The organism is Acidiphilium sp. 20-67-58 (assembly GCF_002255515.1).
Taxonomy (GTDB): Bacteria; Pseudomonadota; Alphaproteobacteria; order Acetobacterales; family Acetobacteraceae; genus Acidiphilium.
Genome location: NZ_NCAS01000007.1, coordinates 22,896 through 39,481, shown reverse-complemented (window position 1 = coordinate 39,481; position 16,586 = coordinate 22,896). Strand labels below are relative to the sequence as shown.

Here is a 16,586-nt window from a genome sequence, read left to right as displayed (position 1 = left end):
TTAAAATTCGACGTTTTATTACGGCAAGTTCGGTAAACAATTATTTAACAATAGAAATATGTTTCAATATGTAAAAATATTCGGAGATGCTCGAAATTAGATTTAATGCTCCAAAATATTGTAGCTCGTTTTTGTTTCGCGGTGCCGTTTGGGCGCCTTGGCGGGCGTTTGCTGCCGGCGAGCGGGGGTGTGGGATCTGCGCCGCGGTCCCGATCGTAGTGATAACCAGGGCGCTTGGCGATCCGTGGCATCTGCCCCTGAAATGCGCGGGTGGATCCCAGGGGCAGGCGGCCGTTCAGGGATTGATGACGCCGTAGAGCATCAGGCTGGCGAAATCGACCCATCCGCTTTCCGACAGATGCGGGAATGCGGCTTTCAGCCGCGCGGCATAGTCATCCGGGGTGGTCGAGCTTGCGTGGATGTCTCGCGCGGTGCGCAGATAGGCGATCGTCGCGGCGATATCGGCGCGGCGGGCCGGGCCGCCATGCCCGACCAGCAGCGTCTCGAAGGGGCGGGTCGCGAGGTCGTCCAGCACCGCGATCCAGTGATCGAAATGGCCGGCGACGGTGAAGGCGTGCACATCGGCGGGAAAGACGAGGTCGAACGCCAGCAGCATCCCCTGGTCGGGGAGGGTGGCGACGAGCTGGTGGCGGGATTCCGCTTCCTCATGCGCTTCCAGCAAATAGCGGACGCCGTCGATCTCCAGCGCGCCGGGGGCGAGCGACAGGGTCGGCACGACCGGGCCAGCGGCGACGCGCGGGCCGAAAATCGCCCGCCGCGCCGTCATGATCGCCTGGCCGTTGGCGGCGATCTCGTCGCGCACCGCCGGCAGCGCCGCGATGGGAACGCCGGGGAAGCGCTGCGCGATCACCTCGAGACCCGACCAGTGGTCGGGGTGGCCGTGGGAGATGATGATCCGCTCGAGCGGCTTGCCGAGGCTGGCGATATAGTCGGCGAGTTCGGCCGCCGGGGCGAGCAGGAACTGGGCGTCGAACAGCACCAGCCGGGTCGGGCCCTCGACGATCACCGAATGCACCAGCAGCCCGTCCGGCGGCGCCTGATAATCGTGCACCCGCACGGGGCCGCGGACGTGAATGGTGATCCGGCCGGATGGGGCCGTCATGACCGGCCGCTCCGGCGCGCGAGACCGGCGATGCGCCGGCCGAACAGGGCGGCGGTATGCAGGTCGCCTTGTGGCGGCGCTTCGTCCGGGCCGGCATCGGCCGGGGACTGGGCCATCAGGCCGGTGAAGGCGCCGAGATAGTTGGCATCGTCGCGCTTCGCCGCCCGCGTGTTCGCCGGCATCATGCCGGTGCCGGCCCAGACCATGCCGTGCTGCATCGCGAAGGTGACGAACCAGGCGAGGGTGGACGCCTTGTCGCCGTTCATCGAGGCGGAATTGGTAAAGCCCGAGGCCAGCTTGTCCTTCCAGCCCTGCCGCGCCCAGACCTTGCTCGACGCATCGGCGAATTTCTTGAACTGCCAGGACGGTCCGCCCATGTAGGTCGGCGATCCGAACAGGATGGCATCGGCCGTTGCCAGCGTCTCCCAGGCGGACTCCTCAACCTCGCCGTCCGCATCGATGGTGATGCGCGACAGGGCGACGCCCTCGACCTCCCCGATCCCCGTCGCGACCGCCCCGGCCAGCCGGGCGGTGTGGCCGTAGCCGCTGTGAGACACGATTGTCACGCTCGTCATGCGTTCTGCTCCCTGTTCGGCCGGCTTGTTCCGGCACGGCAAGCCTAGAGGGGTGACGCGGGGGCGCGACAGGACAGGATTTCGGTTTCTGCTGGCCGGGATTTCGTTTTCGCGCGGCCGGATCAGGATTCGGACGGCGCGGATTCCCGCCCCGGCCCCGGCTCCGGCCCCTGCTGCTCTGGCTCGGGCTCTGGCGCCGCGCCGCGCGCCTGGCTCCGCCATTGCGCCGGGGGGAGGCCGTGGCGGGCGCGGAAGCGGCGGATGAAGCTTTCGGTATCGCGATAACCGACCGTCGTGGCGATCGCGGCGAGGCTGCGCGGCGTCGTTGCGAGAAGGTGCCGCGCCTCGATCATCCGGCGCTCGATCACCCAGCCGCCATAGGTCTTGCCGGTAAGGCGGCGGATCCGGGTGGTCAGGTGGGCGGGGGCGATGCCGAGCCGGCGGGCGCCGGCGGCGAGCGATGCGTCGGCGGCGAAATGAAGGTCGATATCCTCGAAGACCCGGGCGAGCAGGTCGCGGCCCTGGGGGGCTGCATCGGGCGGTGCGCCGGCCGGTGTGGTGGGCTGTGTGGTGGGCGGGGCGGTGGCGGCGCGGCCGAGCTGCACCATCGCGAGGTTGAGCGCCGCGCGCACCGCGATGTCGTATCCCGCGGGACGGGCGGTAAGCTCGGTCTCGATCCGCTCGATCAGCGCAACCAGCGCCGCCATGTCGGCCGCCGCGAGGAGCAGCGGCGCGCCGGCCCGGCGGGCAGTGCGGCGGAACGGATCGAAGACGAGGCCGGCAGGCGCATCCTCGAACAGCGCGAGGCCGGGCAGCGGCGAGGGGGTGGCGCCGGCGGCGGTGAACATCACGGTCCAGCCCGCGGCGGTGGCGAGGCCCCTCGCGTCGTGCGGCATGCCGGGGGCGATCATGAAGACGCAACCGGGCAGGGCGGTGTGGACGCTGCCGTCCACCATGATCAGCCCGGCGCCGTCGGTGATCATGATGAGTTCGAAGAACAGGTGGCCGTGCGGCGGGATCCGGCGGATCGGGTTGTCCGCCGTCAGTCGCTGCACCTCGACCGGAATGGCGAGCGGCGATCGGGGGGCGAAGGGAAAGATCGGAAAATCCATGCTTGCCTCTCCTTGGGCGGTTTCCGATCCTTTCGGACCGGGCGGCGGTTCAGGCGCCGAAGGTGATGCCCTTGGCCTGGTAGAGCTGGCGGAGCAGGCGGAGGATGAGATCGACCTCCGACGAAGGGTCGTGCCGGCGGGTGCTCATGATGATCGGCGAGACGGCGGCCGGGGCGTCCAGCGGGCGATAGGCCACGTTGTCGCGCCGCAGGTGCTGCACGCAGGCGGGCACGATGCAGATCCCGCTCTCCGCCGCGACGAGGCCGAGCGCTGTCTGCAATTCGCGGACCTCGTGCAGGGCGGCGGGGCGCAGCCCGGCATCGCGGAACAGGGCGAGGACCTGGTCGGCATAGCTCGGCCGCGGCGCCTTGGGATAGACGATCAGCGGCTCGGCCTGCAGCTGCGCGAGGGTGAGGGCGGTGGAGCCGTGGCTGAGCGGACCCGAGCGCGGCACCGCGACGATGAGGTTTTCGTTGCGCAGCAACCGGCGTTCGAGGGCCTGATCCTCGAACGGGATGCGACCGAAGCCGACATCGATCCGGCCTTCGCGCAGCGCTTCCATCTGTTCGAGCGAGGTGAGTTCCTGCAGCGTCAGCACCACGCCGGGCCGCGCCTCGCGGAAGCGGCGGATGACTTCCGGCAAATAGCCATAGAGCGTCGAGGCGACGAAGCCGACGCGCAGGTGGCGCCGCTCGGTCTCGGCGAGGCGCTGCGCCATGCTGCGGATGCCGTCGATCCGTTCGAGCACGTCGACCGCCTGGTCGAACACCAGCTTGCCGGCCTCGGTGAGGCGGATCGGCCGGCTGCCGCGCTCGATCAGCGCGATGCCGAGCTCGTCCTCGAATTGCTGGATCTGCCGGCTCAGCGGCGGCTGGGCGATGTTCAGCCGTGCTGCGGCGCGGGTGAAGTTCCGCTCGCGCGCGACTTCCACGAAATAGCGCAGCTGCCGCATCTCCATCGATACCTCCAGGGTATTGAAGCGACCAATTCAGTCTTGGACGTCGTAGTTAAGGCGGGTCTACGCCTTTGCTCAACAGAAAACTGACCTGCCGGGTATCGCCACAACGATCCGGGCGCCGGCTGTAGCGAGGGACTGGAAATGCACGACAGAGTGATGCGCGCGATCGAGACAGCGCTCGATGACCGGCCGGCGGACGGAGTGTTCCGGGTCAGCCGCGACATCTTCACCGACCCCGAGATCTTCGAGCTGGAGATGAAGCACATCTTCGAGGGCAACTGGATCTATCTTGCCCATGAAAGCCAGATCCCGCAGCCGAACGACTATCTGACGCTGCATATGGGCCGCACCCCGGTCGTCATCACGCGGGACCGCAAGGGCGAGCTGCGCGCCTTCATCAACGCGTGCAGCCATCGCGGCGCGATGCTCTGCCGGCACAAGCGGGCCAGCAAATCGACCTTCACCTGCCCGTTCCATGGCTGGACCTTCAGCAATACCGGCCGGCTGCTCAAGGTGAAGGACCCCGAGAACGCCGGCTATCCCGAGGGCTTCAACGCCGGGGGCTCGCACGATCTCACCCCGGTGGCGCGGTTCGAGTCCTATCGCGGCTTCCTGTTCGGCAGCCTGAACCCGGACGTGCAGCCGCTGGCAGCCCATCTCGGCGATGCGGCGCGGATGATCGACCTGATCGTCGACCAGTCGCCGCAGGGGCTGGAGGTGCTGCGCGGCAGCTCGACCTATGTCTATGACGGCAACTGGAAGCTCCAGACCGAGAACGGCGCGGATGGCTATCATGTCAGCGCGGTGCACTGGAACTACGCCGCCACCACCAGCCGGCGGAAGACCGAGGCGCGGGTCGACAATGTGCGGGCGATGAGCGCCGGCGGCTGGGCGCGCCAGGGCGGCGGGTTCTACTCGTTCGAGAACGGCCATCTGCTGCTGTGGTCGCAATGGGAAAACCCCGAGGACCGGCCGAACTGGGACCGGCGCGAGGCGCTGAGCGAAAGCGTCGGTGCGGCGCGGGCCGAGTGGATGGTGCAGCGTTCACGCAATCTCTGCCTGTATCCGAACGTCTATCTGATGGACCAGTTCGGCTCGCAGATCCGCCAGTTCCGCCCGCTCTCGGTCGATCGCACCGAGGTGACGATCTACTGCATCGCCCCGGTGGGCGAGGCGCCGGAGGCGCGGGCGCGGCGGATTCGTCAATACGAGGATTTCTTCAACGCGAGCGGGATGGCGACACCCGACGATCTTGAGGAGTTCCGCTCCTGCCAGATGGCTTATCAGGGCCGCGCCGCGCGCTGGAACGACATGTCGCGCGGGGCGACGCACTGGATCGAGGGGCCGGACGAGGCGGCGCGGGCGATCGGCATCGCGCCGCGTCTGAGCGGGCGGCGCACCGAGGATGAGGGCCTGTTCGTGATCCAGCACGCCTTCTGGCGGGATGCGATGCGCCGCGCCCTCGTGCGGGACGCCGCAACCGGAGACGCGTCATGAGCCTCTGCCTCGACAGCGACGCTGCGCTGCATCAGCGGATCGCCGGTTTCCTGCATCACGAGGCGCGCTGCCTCGATGACCGGGAGTGGGACGCCTGGCTCGCCTGCTACGCGCCGGATGCGGAGTTCTGGATGCCCGCCTGGGACGATGACGACCGGCTGACCGAGGATCCGCAGACCGAGATCTCGCTGATCTGGTACGGCGACCGCGCCGGGCTGGAGGACCGGGTGTTCCGCATCCGCACCGACCGCTCCAGCGCGACCAGCCTGCCCGAGCCGCGCACCTCGCACAATATCAGCAATGTCGAGCTGATCGCGCGCCAGGGCGACATCGCCGAGATCCGGTTCAACTGGCTGACGCTGAGTTATCGCTACCGGACGACCGACCTTTATTTCGGCACCTCGTTCTACACGCTCGACCTCGCCGGCACGGCGCCGCTGATCCGGCGCAAGCGCGTCGTGCTCAAGAACGACTGCATCCACCAGGTCGTCGACATCTATCACATCTGACCCGGAGCCCATGCCATGACCGCGAGGATCGCGCTGAATTTCGAGGACGGCGTCACCCGGTTCGTCGATTGCCGGGCCGGCGAGACCGTGGCCGATGCCGCCTATCGCGAGGGGATCAACATTCCGCTCGACTGCCGCGACGGCGCCTGCGGCACCTGCAAGTGCCGCGTGCAGTCCGGCGCGTTCGACGCCGGATCGTATATCGAGGAGGCGCTCGATGCGGACGAGGCGGCGGCGGGTTTCGCGCTCGCCTGCCAGATGCGGCCGCGCTCGGATCTCGCGATCGACATTCGCGCCACCAGTGCGGCCTGCCGCACGGCGCCGCAGACGATCGAGGCGACGCTTTCATCCGTCGAGCTGCTGTCGCCGACGGCGATCGGCTTCAGCGTCGAGACCGCGGCGCCGCTGGGCTTCCTGCCGGGGCAATATGTCAATGTCGGGATTCCCGGCACCGCGGAAACCCGCGCCTATTCCTTTGCCTCGGCGCCAGGGCGCACGCGGGCGACGTTTCTGGTCCGCAACATCGAGGAAGGGCGGATGAGCTCGTTCCTGCGCGGGGCGACGCCGGGGGTGGTTCTGCCGCTCACCGGGCCGTCCGGCAGTTTCTACCTGCGCGATGTCGCCCGGCCGCTGCTGTTCCTCGCCGGCGGCACCGGCCTTGCGCCGTTTCTCGCCATGCTGGAGCAGCTTGCCGGCGAGGGATGCGCGCAGCCGGTCCGCCTCGTCTATGGCGTGACCCGCGACGAGGATCTGGTCGGCTGCGACCGGCTCGATGAGTTTGCCGCCCGCCTGCCGGGCTTTCACTACCGCACCGTGGTCGCCGCCGGGGAGAGCGCGCATCCGCGGCGCGGCTATGTCACCGGACATGTCGAGCCCGACTGGCTCAATGGCGGCGATGTCGATGTCTATCTCTGCGGGCCGCCGCCGATGGTCGATGCCGTGCGCGGCTGGCTCGGCGGCGCCGGGGTGGCGCCCGCCGCCTTCCATTACGAGAAATTTGCGCCCGCAACGGCGCCGCGGGCGGCGGCCTGAGATGGACCGCCAGGTGCATCCGGGCCGCTTTGCCGGCAAGGTCGCGGTGGTGACCGGGGCGGCGCAGGGGATTGGCCGCGCGGTCGCGCTGCGGCTGGCGGCGGAGGGGGCGGCGCTCGCGCTTGTCGACCGCGCCGCGCTGGTCGATTCGGTGCGCGACGAGGCGGCCGGTGCCGCCGGCGCCATCGCGCTGCACGAGGATCTCGAAAGCTGGGAAGGGGCCGAGGCGGCGATGGCGGGCGCGCTCGCGCAATTCGGCCGGATCGACGTGCTGGTCAACAATGTCGGCGGCACGATCTGGGCGATGCCCTACGAGCGCTACGACGCGCCGCGCATCGAGGCGGAAATCCGCCGCTCGCTGTTCCCCACCCTCTGGTGCTGCCGCGCAGCGCTGCCGGCGATGCTCGCCGCACGGCAGGGGGCGATCGTCAATGTCTCGTCGGTGGCGACACGCGGCATCAACCGCGTGCCCTATGCCGCGGCGAAAGGCGGGGTAAATGCGATCACCACGTCACTCGCCTTCGAATGCGCCGAGCGCGGCGTGCGGGTCAATGCCGTCGCGCCGGGCGGGACCGAGGCGCCGCCCCGCCTCGTGCCGCGCAACCCGGCCGAGCCCTCGCCCTCCAGCGCCGAGAGCCGGTTCTGGTGGGACCAGGTAGTCGAGCAGACGCGGGCGACGAGCCTGATGCACCGCTACGGCACGGCCGATGAGCAGGCGGCGGCGATCCTGTTCCTCGCCTCCGACGAGGCGTCCTACATCACCGGCGTCACGCTTCCCGTCGCCGGCGGCGATCCAGGCTGAACCGAGGCTGAACCGAGGGCGGCCGGCACGCGCCGGGACCGCCGCAACGCCGGAACGATCCGGCACAGGAGGAAACGATGACCATCTCTCTCATGCAGACACCCCATGTGACCGAACTGCTCGCGCGGGCATCCGGCCTCGACCAGCCGGGCGGCGATGCGCGGCTGAAGCGCATCGTCGGCCGGATCGTCGCCGACATCTGCCGCACGGTCGAGGAATTCGACGTGACGCCGAGCGAGTTCTGGACCGCGGTGGGGTATCTCACCCGGCTCGGCCAGGCGAACGAGGGCGGGCTGCTGGTCGCAGGGCTCGGGATCGAGCATTTTCTCGACCTGATGCTGGATGCGCGCGAGCAGGCGGCGGGGCTTGCCGGCGGGACGCCGCGCACGATCGAGGGGCCGCTCTGGGTTCCCGGCGCGCCGCTCTGCAAGGGCGAGGCGCGGCTCGACCAGGACCCGGAAGCGGGCGAGGTGCTGTTCATGGAAGGCCAGGTGCGCGACATCGAGGGGCGGCCGGTTGCCGGCGCCATCGTCGATGTCTGGCATGCCAACACCAAGGGCGGCTACTCGCAGTTCGACCCGTCGCAGAGCCGCTACAACCTGCGCCGGCGGATCGAGACCGATGCCGAGGGCCGCTATCGCTTCCGCTCGATCCTGCCGGCCGGCTATGGCTGCCCGCCGGAAGGGCCGACGCAGCAGCTGCTCGACCGGATGGGCCGCCACGGCCGCCGGCCGGCGCATATCCATTTCTTCGTCACCGCGCCGGGCTTCCGCAAGCTGACCACGCAGATCAACATCGAGGGCGACGAATACCTGCATGACGATTTCGCCTTCGCCACCCGCGACGGGCTGATCCCGCCGGTCGTGCATCACGACGATCCGGCCGAGATCAACGCGCGCGGCCTCAACGAGCCCTTCGCGACCATCGCCTTCGACTTCGTGCTGAACCGCGAGGCGGCGGACCTGCCCGGCGTCGAGGTTGCGCGCGCCCACGCCGAAGCGGCCTGACCCACCAGGGCGCCGCACGCTCGCGGCGGCGCCCGCCCAGCCCGGAGTTTCCATGCCCGATTCAATTCCCTTCGACGTCGCCGCGCGGGATGTGACGATCCGCGCCATCGGCGCCACCATCGTCGACGTGCCGACCGTCCGCCGGCACAAGCTGGCGCAGACCTCGGTTTCGGCGCAGAGCTATGTGATCGTCCGCGTGCGGCTGGCCAATGGCGTGGAGGGGATCGGCGAGGCCGCGACCCTCGGCGGGCCGCGCTGGAGCGAGGAGAGCGTGGAGGCGATGAAGGCGAATATCGACGCCTATCTCGCCCCCGCGCTGCTCGGCCATCCGGCCGACCGGATCGCGCAGGCGCGCGGCCGGCTCGACGCGGCGGCGAAGCGCAACAACGCCGCCAAGGCTGCCATCGAAGCCGCGCTGTTCGATGCGCTGGGACAGACGCTTGGCGTTCCCGTGGCCGTGCTGCTCGGCGGCATCGTGCGCGACCGTTTCCCGGTGTTGTGGACGCTCGCCTCCGGCGATGCGGGTCAGGAGATCGAGGAGGCGGAGCAGAAGCTCGAAGCCCGCGAGCATCGTGTTTTCAAGGTGAAGCTGGGCGCGCAGGCGCCGGAGGCGGATCTCGCGCGGATGCAGCGGATCGCCGCAGCGCTCGACGGGCGGGCCGAGCTGATCGCCGACATCAACCAGGCCTGGGACGAGACGATGGCGCGGCGCTGGCTGCCGGCGCTGCACGCGCTCGGCCTGCGGCTTGCCGAACAGCCGCTGCCGGCCTGGAACCTCGCCGGCATGGCGCGGCTGCGCGGGCAGGCCGGCATGCCGCCGCTGCTCGCCGATGAGAGCGTGTTCGACCCGCACGACATGCTGGCGGTGGCCCAGGCCGGGGCGGCGGATGCGGTCTCGCTCAAGCTGGTCAAGCATGGCGGGCTGCTCGGGTTGCAGCGCGTCGCCGCCGTGGCCGACGCTGCGGGGATCGGGCTTTACGGCGGTTGCCTGCTCGAAAGCTCGGTGGGGGCGGCGGCGCATCTGCACGCCTTCGCCGCACTTCCCGTGCTGGAATGGGGCTGCGAGCATTTCGGCCCCCGCATCCTCACCACCGATCTTGCCGAAACCCCGCTGCGCTACGAGGATTTCAACGTTCTGCTGCCGCCCGGACCCGGCCTCGGCGTCCGGCTCGACGAGGCGGCGTTCGCCCGCTTTGCCCGCACCTGATCAGGAGACAGACCGATGCTCTATCATGTCCGCATGGACGTCCACCCGCCGCGCGACCTGCCGCAGGCCGAGTTCGACCGCCTGAAGGCCGCCGAGAAGGCGCGCGCCATCGAGCTTCAGCGCGATGGCGTGTGGCGGCATCTCTGGCGCATCGCCGGGGCGTATGCCAATTTTTCGGTCTTTGACGTGCCGGACCACGACACGCTGCACGACATTCTCAGCACCCTGCCGCTGTTTCCGTTCATGACGATCGAAGTGACGCCGCTGGCGCGGCATCCTTCGGCGATCGGCTGAGGGCGGCATCTTTTGGCGATCGGCCGATCGCGGCGCCGCGTCAGTCGCTCTTGCTGGCGCGGCGCGCCCTGCGCGCGGGGGATGCGAGCTCGGGGTAGCGTTCGGCCAGGATGCGGGCGAAATCGGCTTGCAGCCACCCCGCCAGCGCATCCAGCATTTCGAGGAACTGCCGGCGTTTGGCGGCGGGAAGCACCGAGAGGACCAGCGCTTCGATATCGGCGGTCAGCGGGTCGGCGCGCTCGCGCAGGGCGCGCGCCTTTGCCGTTGCGGTGAGCTGGAACTGGCGCGCATCCCGCGCGTCGGTCTTCCGCCGGACATAGCCGGCCTTGATCAGGCGGGTGACGATCCGCGAGGTCGAGGTGCGCTCGATCTTGGTTTGCGTCGCGAGCTGGGTAAAGGTCACGCCCGGCTGGTCGTCGATCAGGCGCAAGACGCGGATGTCGTGGACATGCATGCCGAAGCGCTGCTTGAACATCCGGTCCGCCAGGCCGACGGCGTCTTCGGAGATCGACGCAAGCTGGTAGGTCAAACTCTGGCGCGCCACGTTTTTGCTCCCCCCCTCCGTTCGTGATCCATACCGAATCATCCGATCGGACAAGGATGCTCGGGTCATCGACATGATGGCGCACCATATCCGATCCCAAAGGATCGGAAAGTGCTCTAGCCGAGATGCGCCTCCGCCAGCGCGGCCCAGTAGGCGGCGCCGATGGGGAGGTTGCGGTCATCGAACGCATATCTCGGGTGGTGGACCATCGGCGTGTCGCCATTGCCGATGAAGCCGTAACTGCACGGCACGGCTTCGGCGAAGAAGGCGAAATCCTCGCTGCCCATGAAGGTCGGGCCGGGGGTGATGACGTTGTCCTCGCCCACCACGCGCCGGGCGATCTCGGCGCAGGATGCGGTTTCGGCGGGATCGTTGACCAGCACGGCGCCGGGCTCGCCCTCGCTGATCGCGCAGGAAACCTGGTAGCTTTCGCATTGCGCGCGGGCGATCGCGCGGATGCGGTCGAGCACGAAGACGCGGGCTTCGGGCGTCGTGGTCCGGATGCTGAGGCGCAGTGTCGCCGAATGCGCGATGACGTTGCCCGCATCGCCGGCGAGGAAGGCGCCGACCGTGACGACGGCCTGTTCCTTTGCCGCGATGTTGCGCGAGACAATGGTCTGCAGCGCCATCACCAGCGCCGCACCAGCCACCACGGCGTCGCGCGTGGCTTCGGGCATCGAGCCGTGGCCGCCCTTGCCGGTGATGACGATCTCCCAGTTGTCCACCGCGGCCATCACCGGGCCAGAGGTGAAGAACAGCTTTCCCTGCGGCAGGCCGGGCATGTTGTGCAGGCCGAACATCGCCTGCATCGGAAAGCGGTCGAACAGCCCGTCGCGCATCATCGCCCGCGCGCCGCCCATGACTTCCTCGGCCGGCTGGAAGATCAGGCGCACCGTGCCGTCGAACCGCCGCGTGCGGGCGAGGTGGCGCGCCGCACCGAGCAGCATCGCGGAATGCCCGTCATGGCCGCACATATGCGACACGCCGGGGACGAGGCTGCGATGAGCGGCGTCGGTATCCTCATCCATCGGGAGTGCGTCCATGTCGGCGCGCAGGCCGATCGCCCGGCCGGAGCTGCCGCTGGAGAGCGAGGCGACGATGCCGGTTCCGCCCACGCCTTCGGCGACGTCGTATCCCCAGTCGCGCAGCAGGCCGGCGATGAAGGCGGCGGTGCCGGCCTCCTGGAAGGCGAGTTCGGGATGGCGGTGGATGTGATGGCGCCAGGCGCGGATGTCGGCGGATGTTGTTGTCAGGTCGTCGAGAAGGGTGGGCATGGCTCGCCTCCGGCAGCATGTGGGCGCCGGGCAAGCCGTGGGGTTCCTTCCCGGTGGCCCGATGCGCTTCAGTGGATAGAAAATATCATTGCTTGATGCAACTAATTATGAAGGTTGTTTGTTCGGGACAGAAATTCAACGAGGCGCAAAAATGTTATTGCAGTTTGCAACCATATATGTGATAGGCTGCGGCCAACGATAATCCTGGTCTCCGGGATGCCTCCGGGGCCTTGCGAGGAGGAATCCATGTCCGCAATCACGGCAGGCGAGATGGCGCTGGAGCAACCCGGCAGGACGCGGCTGATCGCGGCCTGCACGATCGGCAACGCGCTCGAATTCTACGATTTCGTTGTCTACAGTTTCTTCGCCGGCACGATCGGCGCGCTGTTCTTTCCCGCGCATGACCGGACGGTGCAGCTGCTGCTGTCGTTCGCGACCTATGGTGTCGGGTTTTTTCTCCGCCCGCTCGGCGGCGTGGTGTTCGGCGCCTTTGCCGATCGCAGGGGGCGCAAGATCGCGACGATCGTCGCCCTGTTCTCGATGGCGCTGGGAACGGCGGCGATCGGGCTTGCGCCGACCTACGGGCAGGTCGGGCTCGCGGGGCCGTTCGTCATCCTGATGGCGCGGCTGCTGCAGGGATTTTCGGCGGGCGGGGAGGTTGGCGCATCGACGACGCTGCTCGCCGAATACGCACCGGCGGACGAGAGAGGGTTCTTCGGCAGCTGGCAGCTCGCGAGCCAGGGCGTTGCCGTGCTGTTCGCCGCGGGGCTCGCCTTCGCGGTGCATGCGGCGCTGCCGGCGGCCGCGGTGCTGAGCTGGGGCTGGCGGATTCCCTTCCTGCTCGGCATCCTGATCGTGCCGATCGGGCTGTGGCTGCTGCGCGCCCTGCGGGAGACGCACGCGAATGACAGCGACCCGAAGACCCGCGAGGTGAGCTCGCTCTCGCTCGTGTTCAGCCGGCATTTCGGCAAGATCGTCGCCGGTGTCGCGCTGATCATCGGCGGCACCGCGACCAATGCGATCGTGGTGCTCTACATGTCGACCTATGCGGTGCGGCAGCTCGGCATGCCGCCGGCGACCGGCCTGCTCGCCGGGATAACGGCGGGCGTGGTGACGCTGATTGGCGCGCCCATCGGCGGCTGGCTGTCGGATCGCCACGGGCGCAAGCCTGTCGCCGGGAGTGCGTATGTGTTGATCGCGCTGGCGATCTATCCTGCCTTCCTGTTGCTGAACGCGGTGCCCACACCGGGCGTGCTGCTCTCGGCGGTTCTCGGTCTCGGGGCGCTGAACGCCATCGGCGGGGCGACCATCATCATCACCACGGCGGAGATTTTCCCCATCGAGGTGCGGGCGACCGGGATGTCGCTCGTCTATGCGCTCGGGGTCGCGATTTTCGGCGGGTTCGCGCAGTTCATCGTGACGTGGCTGATCGCCGTGACGCATGATGCCGCGTCGCCGGCCTGGTATGTCATCGCGTGCAGCGCGGCGACGCTGGCGGGGCTGCGGGCGATCCCGGAGATGGCGCGTCGTGCTATCTGACCGGGCGGTGTTGCCTGACACGATGCCCGGCGTGAGGAATCGCTTCACATTGGCTGTGGCGTTGCTAGAGTATCACCTGATCGGATGGAATCATCTGATCGGATTAAGATGTTCTCGTTATCAACAAGAGAGAGCACGACATCCGATCCTGATGGATCGGAACGTGCTCTAGGATCGGGCTGGCCGGGTGTGGGCGGATGCCGCGCGCCGGCGCAACGCGGCTGCCTGCACCCCTATCGGTGGATGAACCTGCCATGACCTATCAGGAAACGCCCTACGAACCCTACGATTTCGCCAATCGCCGCCATATCGGGCCCTCGCCGGGCGAGATGGAGGCGATGCTGGAGGCGGTGGGGGCGGAGAGTCTCGATGCGCTGATCGACGACATCGTGCCCGAGGCGATCCGGCTGCGCACGACGCTCGACTGGGGCAAGCCGCTTTCGGAGCAGGGCGTGCTCAACCGGCTTCGCGAGGTGGCGGCGAAGAACCGGGTGATGACCTCGCTGATCGGCCAGGGCTATCACGGAACGGTCACGCCGCCGGCGATCCAGCGCAACATTTTCGAGAACCCGGCCTGGTATACGGCCTATACCCCCTACCAGCCGGAGATTTCGCAAGGCCGGCTGGAGGCGCTGCTGAACTTCCAGACGATGATCTGCGACCTGACGGCGCTCGACATCGCCAATGCCTCGCTGCTCGACGAGGGGACGGCGGCGGCCGAGGCGATGGCGGTGTGCCAGCGCGCTGCCAAGGCGAAGGGGTCCACGTTCTTCGTCGATCATCATTGCCATCCGCAGACCATCGCCGTGATCGAGACGCGGGCGGCGGCACTCGGGTGGCTGGTGATCGTCGGCGATCCGTTCGCGGATCTCGATCCGGGGCAGGTGTTCGGCGCGCTGTTCCAGTATCCCGGCACCTATGGCGATGTTCACGACTTCACGCCGGCGATCACGGCGCTGCACGGCGCGGGGGCGCTGGCCTGCGTCGCGGCCGATCTGCTCGCGCTCACCGTGCTGAAGCCGCCGGGCGAGATGGGGGCGGACATCGCCATCGGCTCGGCGCAGCGCTTCGGCGTGCCGATGGGATTTGGCGGGCCGCACGCCGCCTACATGGCGGTGCGCGACGCGCTGAAGCGCGGCATGCCCGGCCGCATCGTCGGCGTCAGCATCGATGCGCGCGGCAACCGGGCGTATCGGCTGTCGTTGCAGACGCGCGAGCAGCATATCCGCCGCGAGAACGCGACCTCGAATGTCTGCACCGCGCAGGCGCTGCTCGCGGTCATGGCGTCGATGTATGCGGTGTTTCACGGGCCGGAGGGGCTGCGCGCGATCGCCGAGCGCATCCATCGCAAGCTGGTGCGGCTGGTGAAGGGGCTGGAGGCGCACGGCTACCGGGTGGCGCCGGCGCGGTTCTTCGACACGATCACCATCGAGGTCGGCGCCGTGCAGGGCGCGATCCTGAAATCGGCCGAGGCCGAGGGGATCAACCTGCGCCGGGTCGGGAGTGGGACGATCGGCATCGCCTTCGACGAGCGCACCACGAGCGGGCATATCGAGGCGATCTGGCGCGCCTTCGGCATCGAGCGGCGCGACGACGACCTGGCACATGACTATCGTTTCCCGGACGGGCTGTTGCGGACCTCGGCCTATCTGACGCACCAGATCTTTCACATGAACCGCGCCGAGGCGGAGATGACGCGCTACATGCGCCGCCTCGCCGATCGCGACCTCGCACTCGACCGCGCGATGATCCCGCTCGGCTCGTGCACCATGAAGCTGAACGGTGCGGCCGAGATGATGGCGCTGAGCTGGCCGGCCTTCGCCGATGTCCATCCCTTCGCACCGGCCGCGCAGACCGCGGGATATGCGGAGATGATCGCGGATCTGGAGGCGAAGCTGTGCCTGATCACCGGCTATGACGCCTTCTCGATGCAGCCGAATTCTGGCGCGCAGGGCGAATATGCCGGGCTGCTGACGATCAAGGCCTATCATCGCGCCCGGGGTGACGAGCGGCGGGATGTCTGCCTGATCCCGACCTCGGCGCACGGCACCAACCCGGCCTCGGCGCAGATGGCGGGAATGCGGGTGGTGGTTGTCGGCGTCGCGCCGAATGGCGACATCGACATCGCCGATTTCCGCGCCAAGGCCGCGCTGCACGCGGAGCGGCTGGCCGCCTGCATGATCACCTATCCCTCGACGCATGGCGTGTTCGAGGAGACCGTGCGCGAGATCTGCGCGATCACCCATGAGCATGGCGGGCAGGTCTATCTCGACGGCGCGAACATGAATGCGATGGTCGGGCTGTCCCGCCCCGGCGATATCGGCGCCGATGTGAGCCATTTGAACCTGCACAAGACCTTCGCCATTCCGCATGGCGGCGGCGGACCCGGCATGGGGCCGATCGGGGTGAAGGCGCATCTGGCGCCGTTCCTGCCGGGGGATCCGCTGGTGGCGGATGCCGGCGCGGTCTCGTCCGCACCGTATGGATCGGCCTCGGTCCTGCTGATCTCCTGGGCCTATTGCCTGCTGATGGGCGGCGAGGGGCTGACGCAGGCGACCAAGGTCGCCATCCTCAACGCCAATTACATCGCGCGCCGGCTGTCATCGGCCTATCCGATTCTCTACGCCTCAGCGCGGGGGTGGGTGGCGCATGAGTGCATCCTCGATACGCGGCCGATGAAGGAGCGGGCCGGGGTGACGGTGGATGACGTCGCCAAGCGGCTGATCGATAGCGGGTTCCATGCGCCGACGATGAGCTGGCCGGTTGCCGGCACGCTGATGGTGGAGCCGACCGAGAGCGAGCCGAAGGCGGAGCTGGACCGGTTCATCGCCGCGATGCTCGGCATCGCCGCCGAGGCGGAGGCGGTCGCCGCGGGCTGGCTCGACCGGGAGAACAACCCGCTGAAGCGGGCGCCGCACACGGTCGAGGATCTGGTCGGTGACTGGGATCGGCCATATAGCCGCGAGGCGGCCTGTTTCCCGCCGGGGGCGTTCCGGGTCGACAAATACTGGTCGCCGGTCAACCGGGTCGACAATGTGTATGGCGACAGAAACCTGATCTGCTCGTGCCCGCCGCCGGAGAGTTACGCCAGCGCGGCCGAGTAGACGACGCGT

General features: G+C 68.4%; 15 protein-coding genes. 9 read left to right on the top strand and 6 right to left on the bottom strand.

Going from position 1 to position 16,586, the window contains the following annotated elements; all coding sequences use genetic code 11:
• Positions 1-295: 295 nt before the first annotated feature.
• The 4 genes from B7Z76_RS04060 to B7Z76_RS04045 all read right to left on the bottom strand — a co-directional run bounded on the left by B7Z76_RS04060 (position 296) and on the right by B7Z76_RS04045 (position 3,768).
• Positions 296-1,123, bottom strand: coding sequence for an MBL fold metallo-hydrolase (locus tag B7Z76_RS04060; RefSeq protein ID WP_291342303.1), 828 nt, complete (start codon positions 1,121-1,123; stop codon positions 296-298).
• Positions 1,120-1,698 (bottom strand): flavodoxin family protein, encoded by a 579-nt coding sequence (locus tag B7Z76_RS04055; protein WP_291342301.1) that lies wholly within the window; start codon positions 1,696-1,698, stop codon positions 1,120-1,122. The genes B7Z76_RS04060 and B7Z76_RS04055 overlap by 4 nt, the downstream gene beginning before the upstream one ends.
• Before the next feature lie 122 nt (positions 1,699-1,820).
• Positions 1,821-2,810 (bottom strand): AraC family transcriptional regulator, encoded by a 990-nt coding sequence (locus B7Z76_RS04050; RefSeq protein ID WP_291342299.1) that lies wholly within the window; start codon positions 2,808-2,810, stop codon positions 1,821-1,823.
• Between the two features lie 49 nt (positions 2,811-2,859).
• A complete protein-coding gene (locus B7Z76_RS04045; protein WP_291342297.1) occupies positions 2,860-3,768 on the bottom strand; it encodes a LysR family transcriptional regulator in 909 nt (302 codons plus the stop codon).
• 141 nt (positions 3,769-3,909) lie between these two features.
• Between B7Z76_RS04045 and benA the strand changes: the two genes are divergently transcribed.
• The 7 genes from benA (at position 3,910) to catC (ending at position 10,116) form a co-directional block, all read left to right on the top strand.
• Positions 3,910-5,265 (top strand): benzoate 1,2-dioxygenase large subunit, encoded by a 1,356-nt coding sequence (gene benA / locus B7Z76_RS04040; protein WP_291342296.1) that lies wholly within the window; start codon positions 3,910-3,912, stop codon positions 5,263-5,265.
• Complete coding sequence (gene benB / locus B7Z76_RS04035) at positions 5,262-5,774, top strand: benzoate 1,2-dioxygenase small subunit (RefSeq protein WP_174503365.1); 513 nt, start codon at positions 5,262-5,264, stop codon at positions 5,772-5,774. Before benA ends, benB begins: the two co-directional genes overlap by 4 nt.
• A gap of 15 nt (positions 5,775-5,789) precedes the next feature.
• Entirely contained in the window at positions 5,790-6,806 is a 1,017-nt protein-coding gene (gene benC, locus B7Z76_RS04030) for a benzoate 1,2-dioxygenase electron transfer component BenC (RefSeq protein ID WP_174503364.1), read from the top strand.
• 1 nt (position 6,807) lies between these two features.
• Positions 6,808-7,608: a 1,6-dihydroxycyclohexa-2,4-diene-1-carboxylate dehydrogenase gene (locus B7Z76_RS04025; RefSeq protein ID WP_291342292.1), complete on the top strand. Its 801-nt coding sequence runs from the start codon at positions 6,808-6,810 to the stop codon at positions 7,606-7,608.
• A gap of 77 nt (positions 7,609-7,685) precedes the next feature.
• The gene (gene catA / locus B7Z76_RS04020) at positions 7,686-8,615 is read left to right on the top strand and encodes a catechol 1,2-dioxygenase (RefSeq protein WP_291342290.1); all 930 of its coding nucleotides are present in this window, start codon (positions 7,686-7,688) and stop codon (positions 8,613-8,615) included.
• 52 nt (positions 8,616-8,667) lie between these two features.
• A complete protein-coding gene (locus B7Z76_RS04015) occupies positions 8,668-9,822 on the top strand; it encodes a muconate/chloromuconate family cycloisomerase (RefSeq protein WP_174503361.1) in 1,155 nt (384 codons plus the stop codon).
• Between the two features lie 15 nt (positions 9,823-9,837).
• Positions 9,838-10,116: a muconolactone Delta-isomerase gene (gene catC / locus B7Z76_RS04010; RefSeq protein ID WP_174503360.1), complete on the top strand. Its 279-nt coding sequence runs from the start codon at positions 9,838-9,840 to the stop codon at positions 10,114-10,116.
• 40 nt (positions 10,117-10,156) lie between these two features.
• Here catC and B7Z76_RS04005 read toward each other — a convergent pair whose 3' ends face one another.
• Positions 10,157-10,660: a MarR family winged helix-turn-helix transcriptional regulator gene (locus B7Z76_RS04005; protein WP_291342287.1), complete on the bottom strand. Its 504-nt coding sequence runs from the start codon at positions 10,658-10,660 to the stop codon at positions 10,157-10,159.
• A gap of 116 nt (positions 10,661-10,776) precedes the next feature.
• Complete coding sequence (locus B7Z76_RS04000) at positions 10,777-11,934, bottom strand: M20 aminoacylase family protein (RefSeq protein WP_291342286.1); 1,158 nt, start codon at positions 11,932-11,934, stop codon at positions 10,777-10,779.
• A 246-nt stretch (positions 11,935-12,180) separates the two neighbouring features.
• Between B7Z76_RS04000 and B7Z76_RS03995 the strand changes: the two genes are divergently transcribed.
• Positions 12,181-13,473 (top strand): MFS transporter, encoded by a 1,293-nt coding sequence (locus B7Z76_RS03995; RefSeq protein WP_291342285.1) that lies wholly within the window; start codon positions 12,181-12,183, stop codon positions 13,471-13,473.
• A 254-nt stretch (positions 13,474-13,727) separates the two neighbouring features.
• Positions 13,728-16,577, top strand: coding sequence for an aminomethyl-transferring glycine dehydrogenase (gene gcvP / locus B7Z76_RS03990; RefSeq protein WP_291342284.1), 2,850 nt, complete (start codon positions 13,728-13,730; stop codon positions 16,575-16,577).
• The last annotated feature ends 9 nt before the right edge of the window (positions 16,578-16,586 follow it).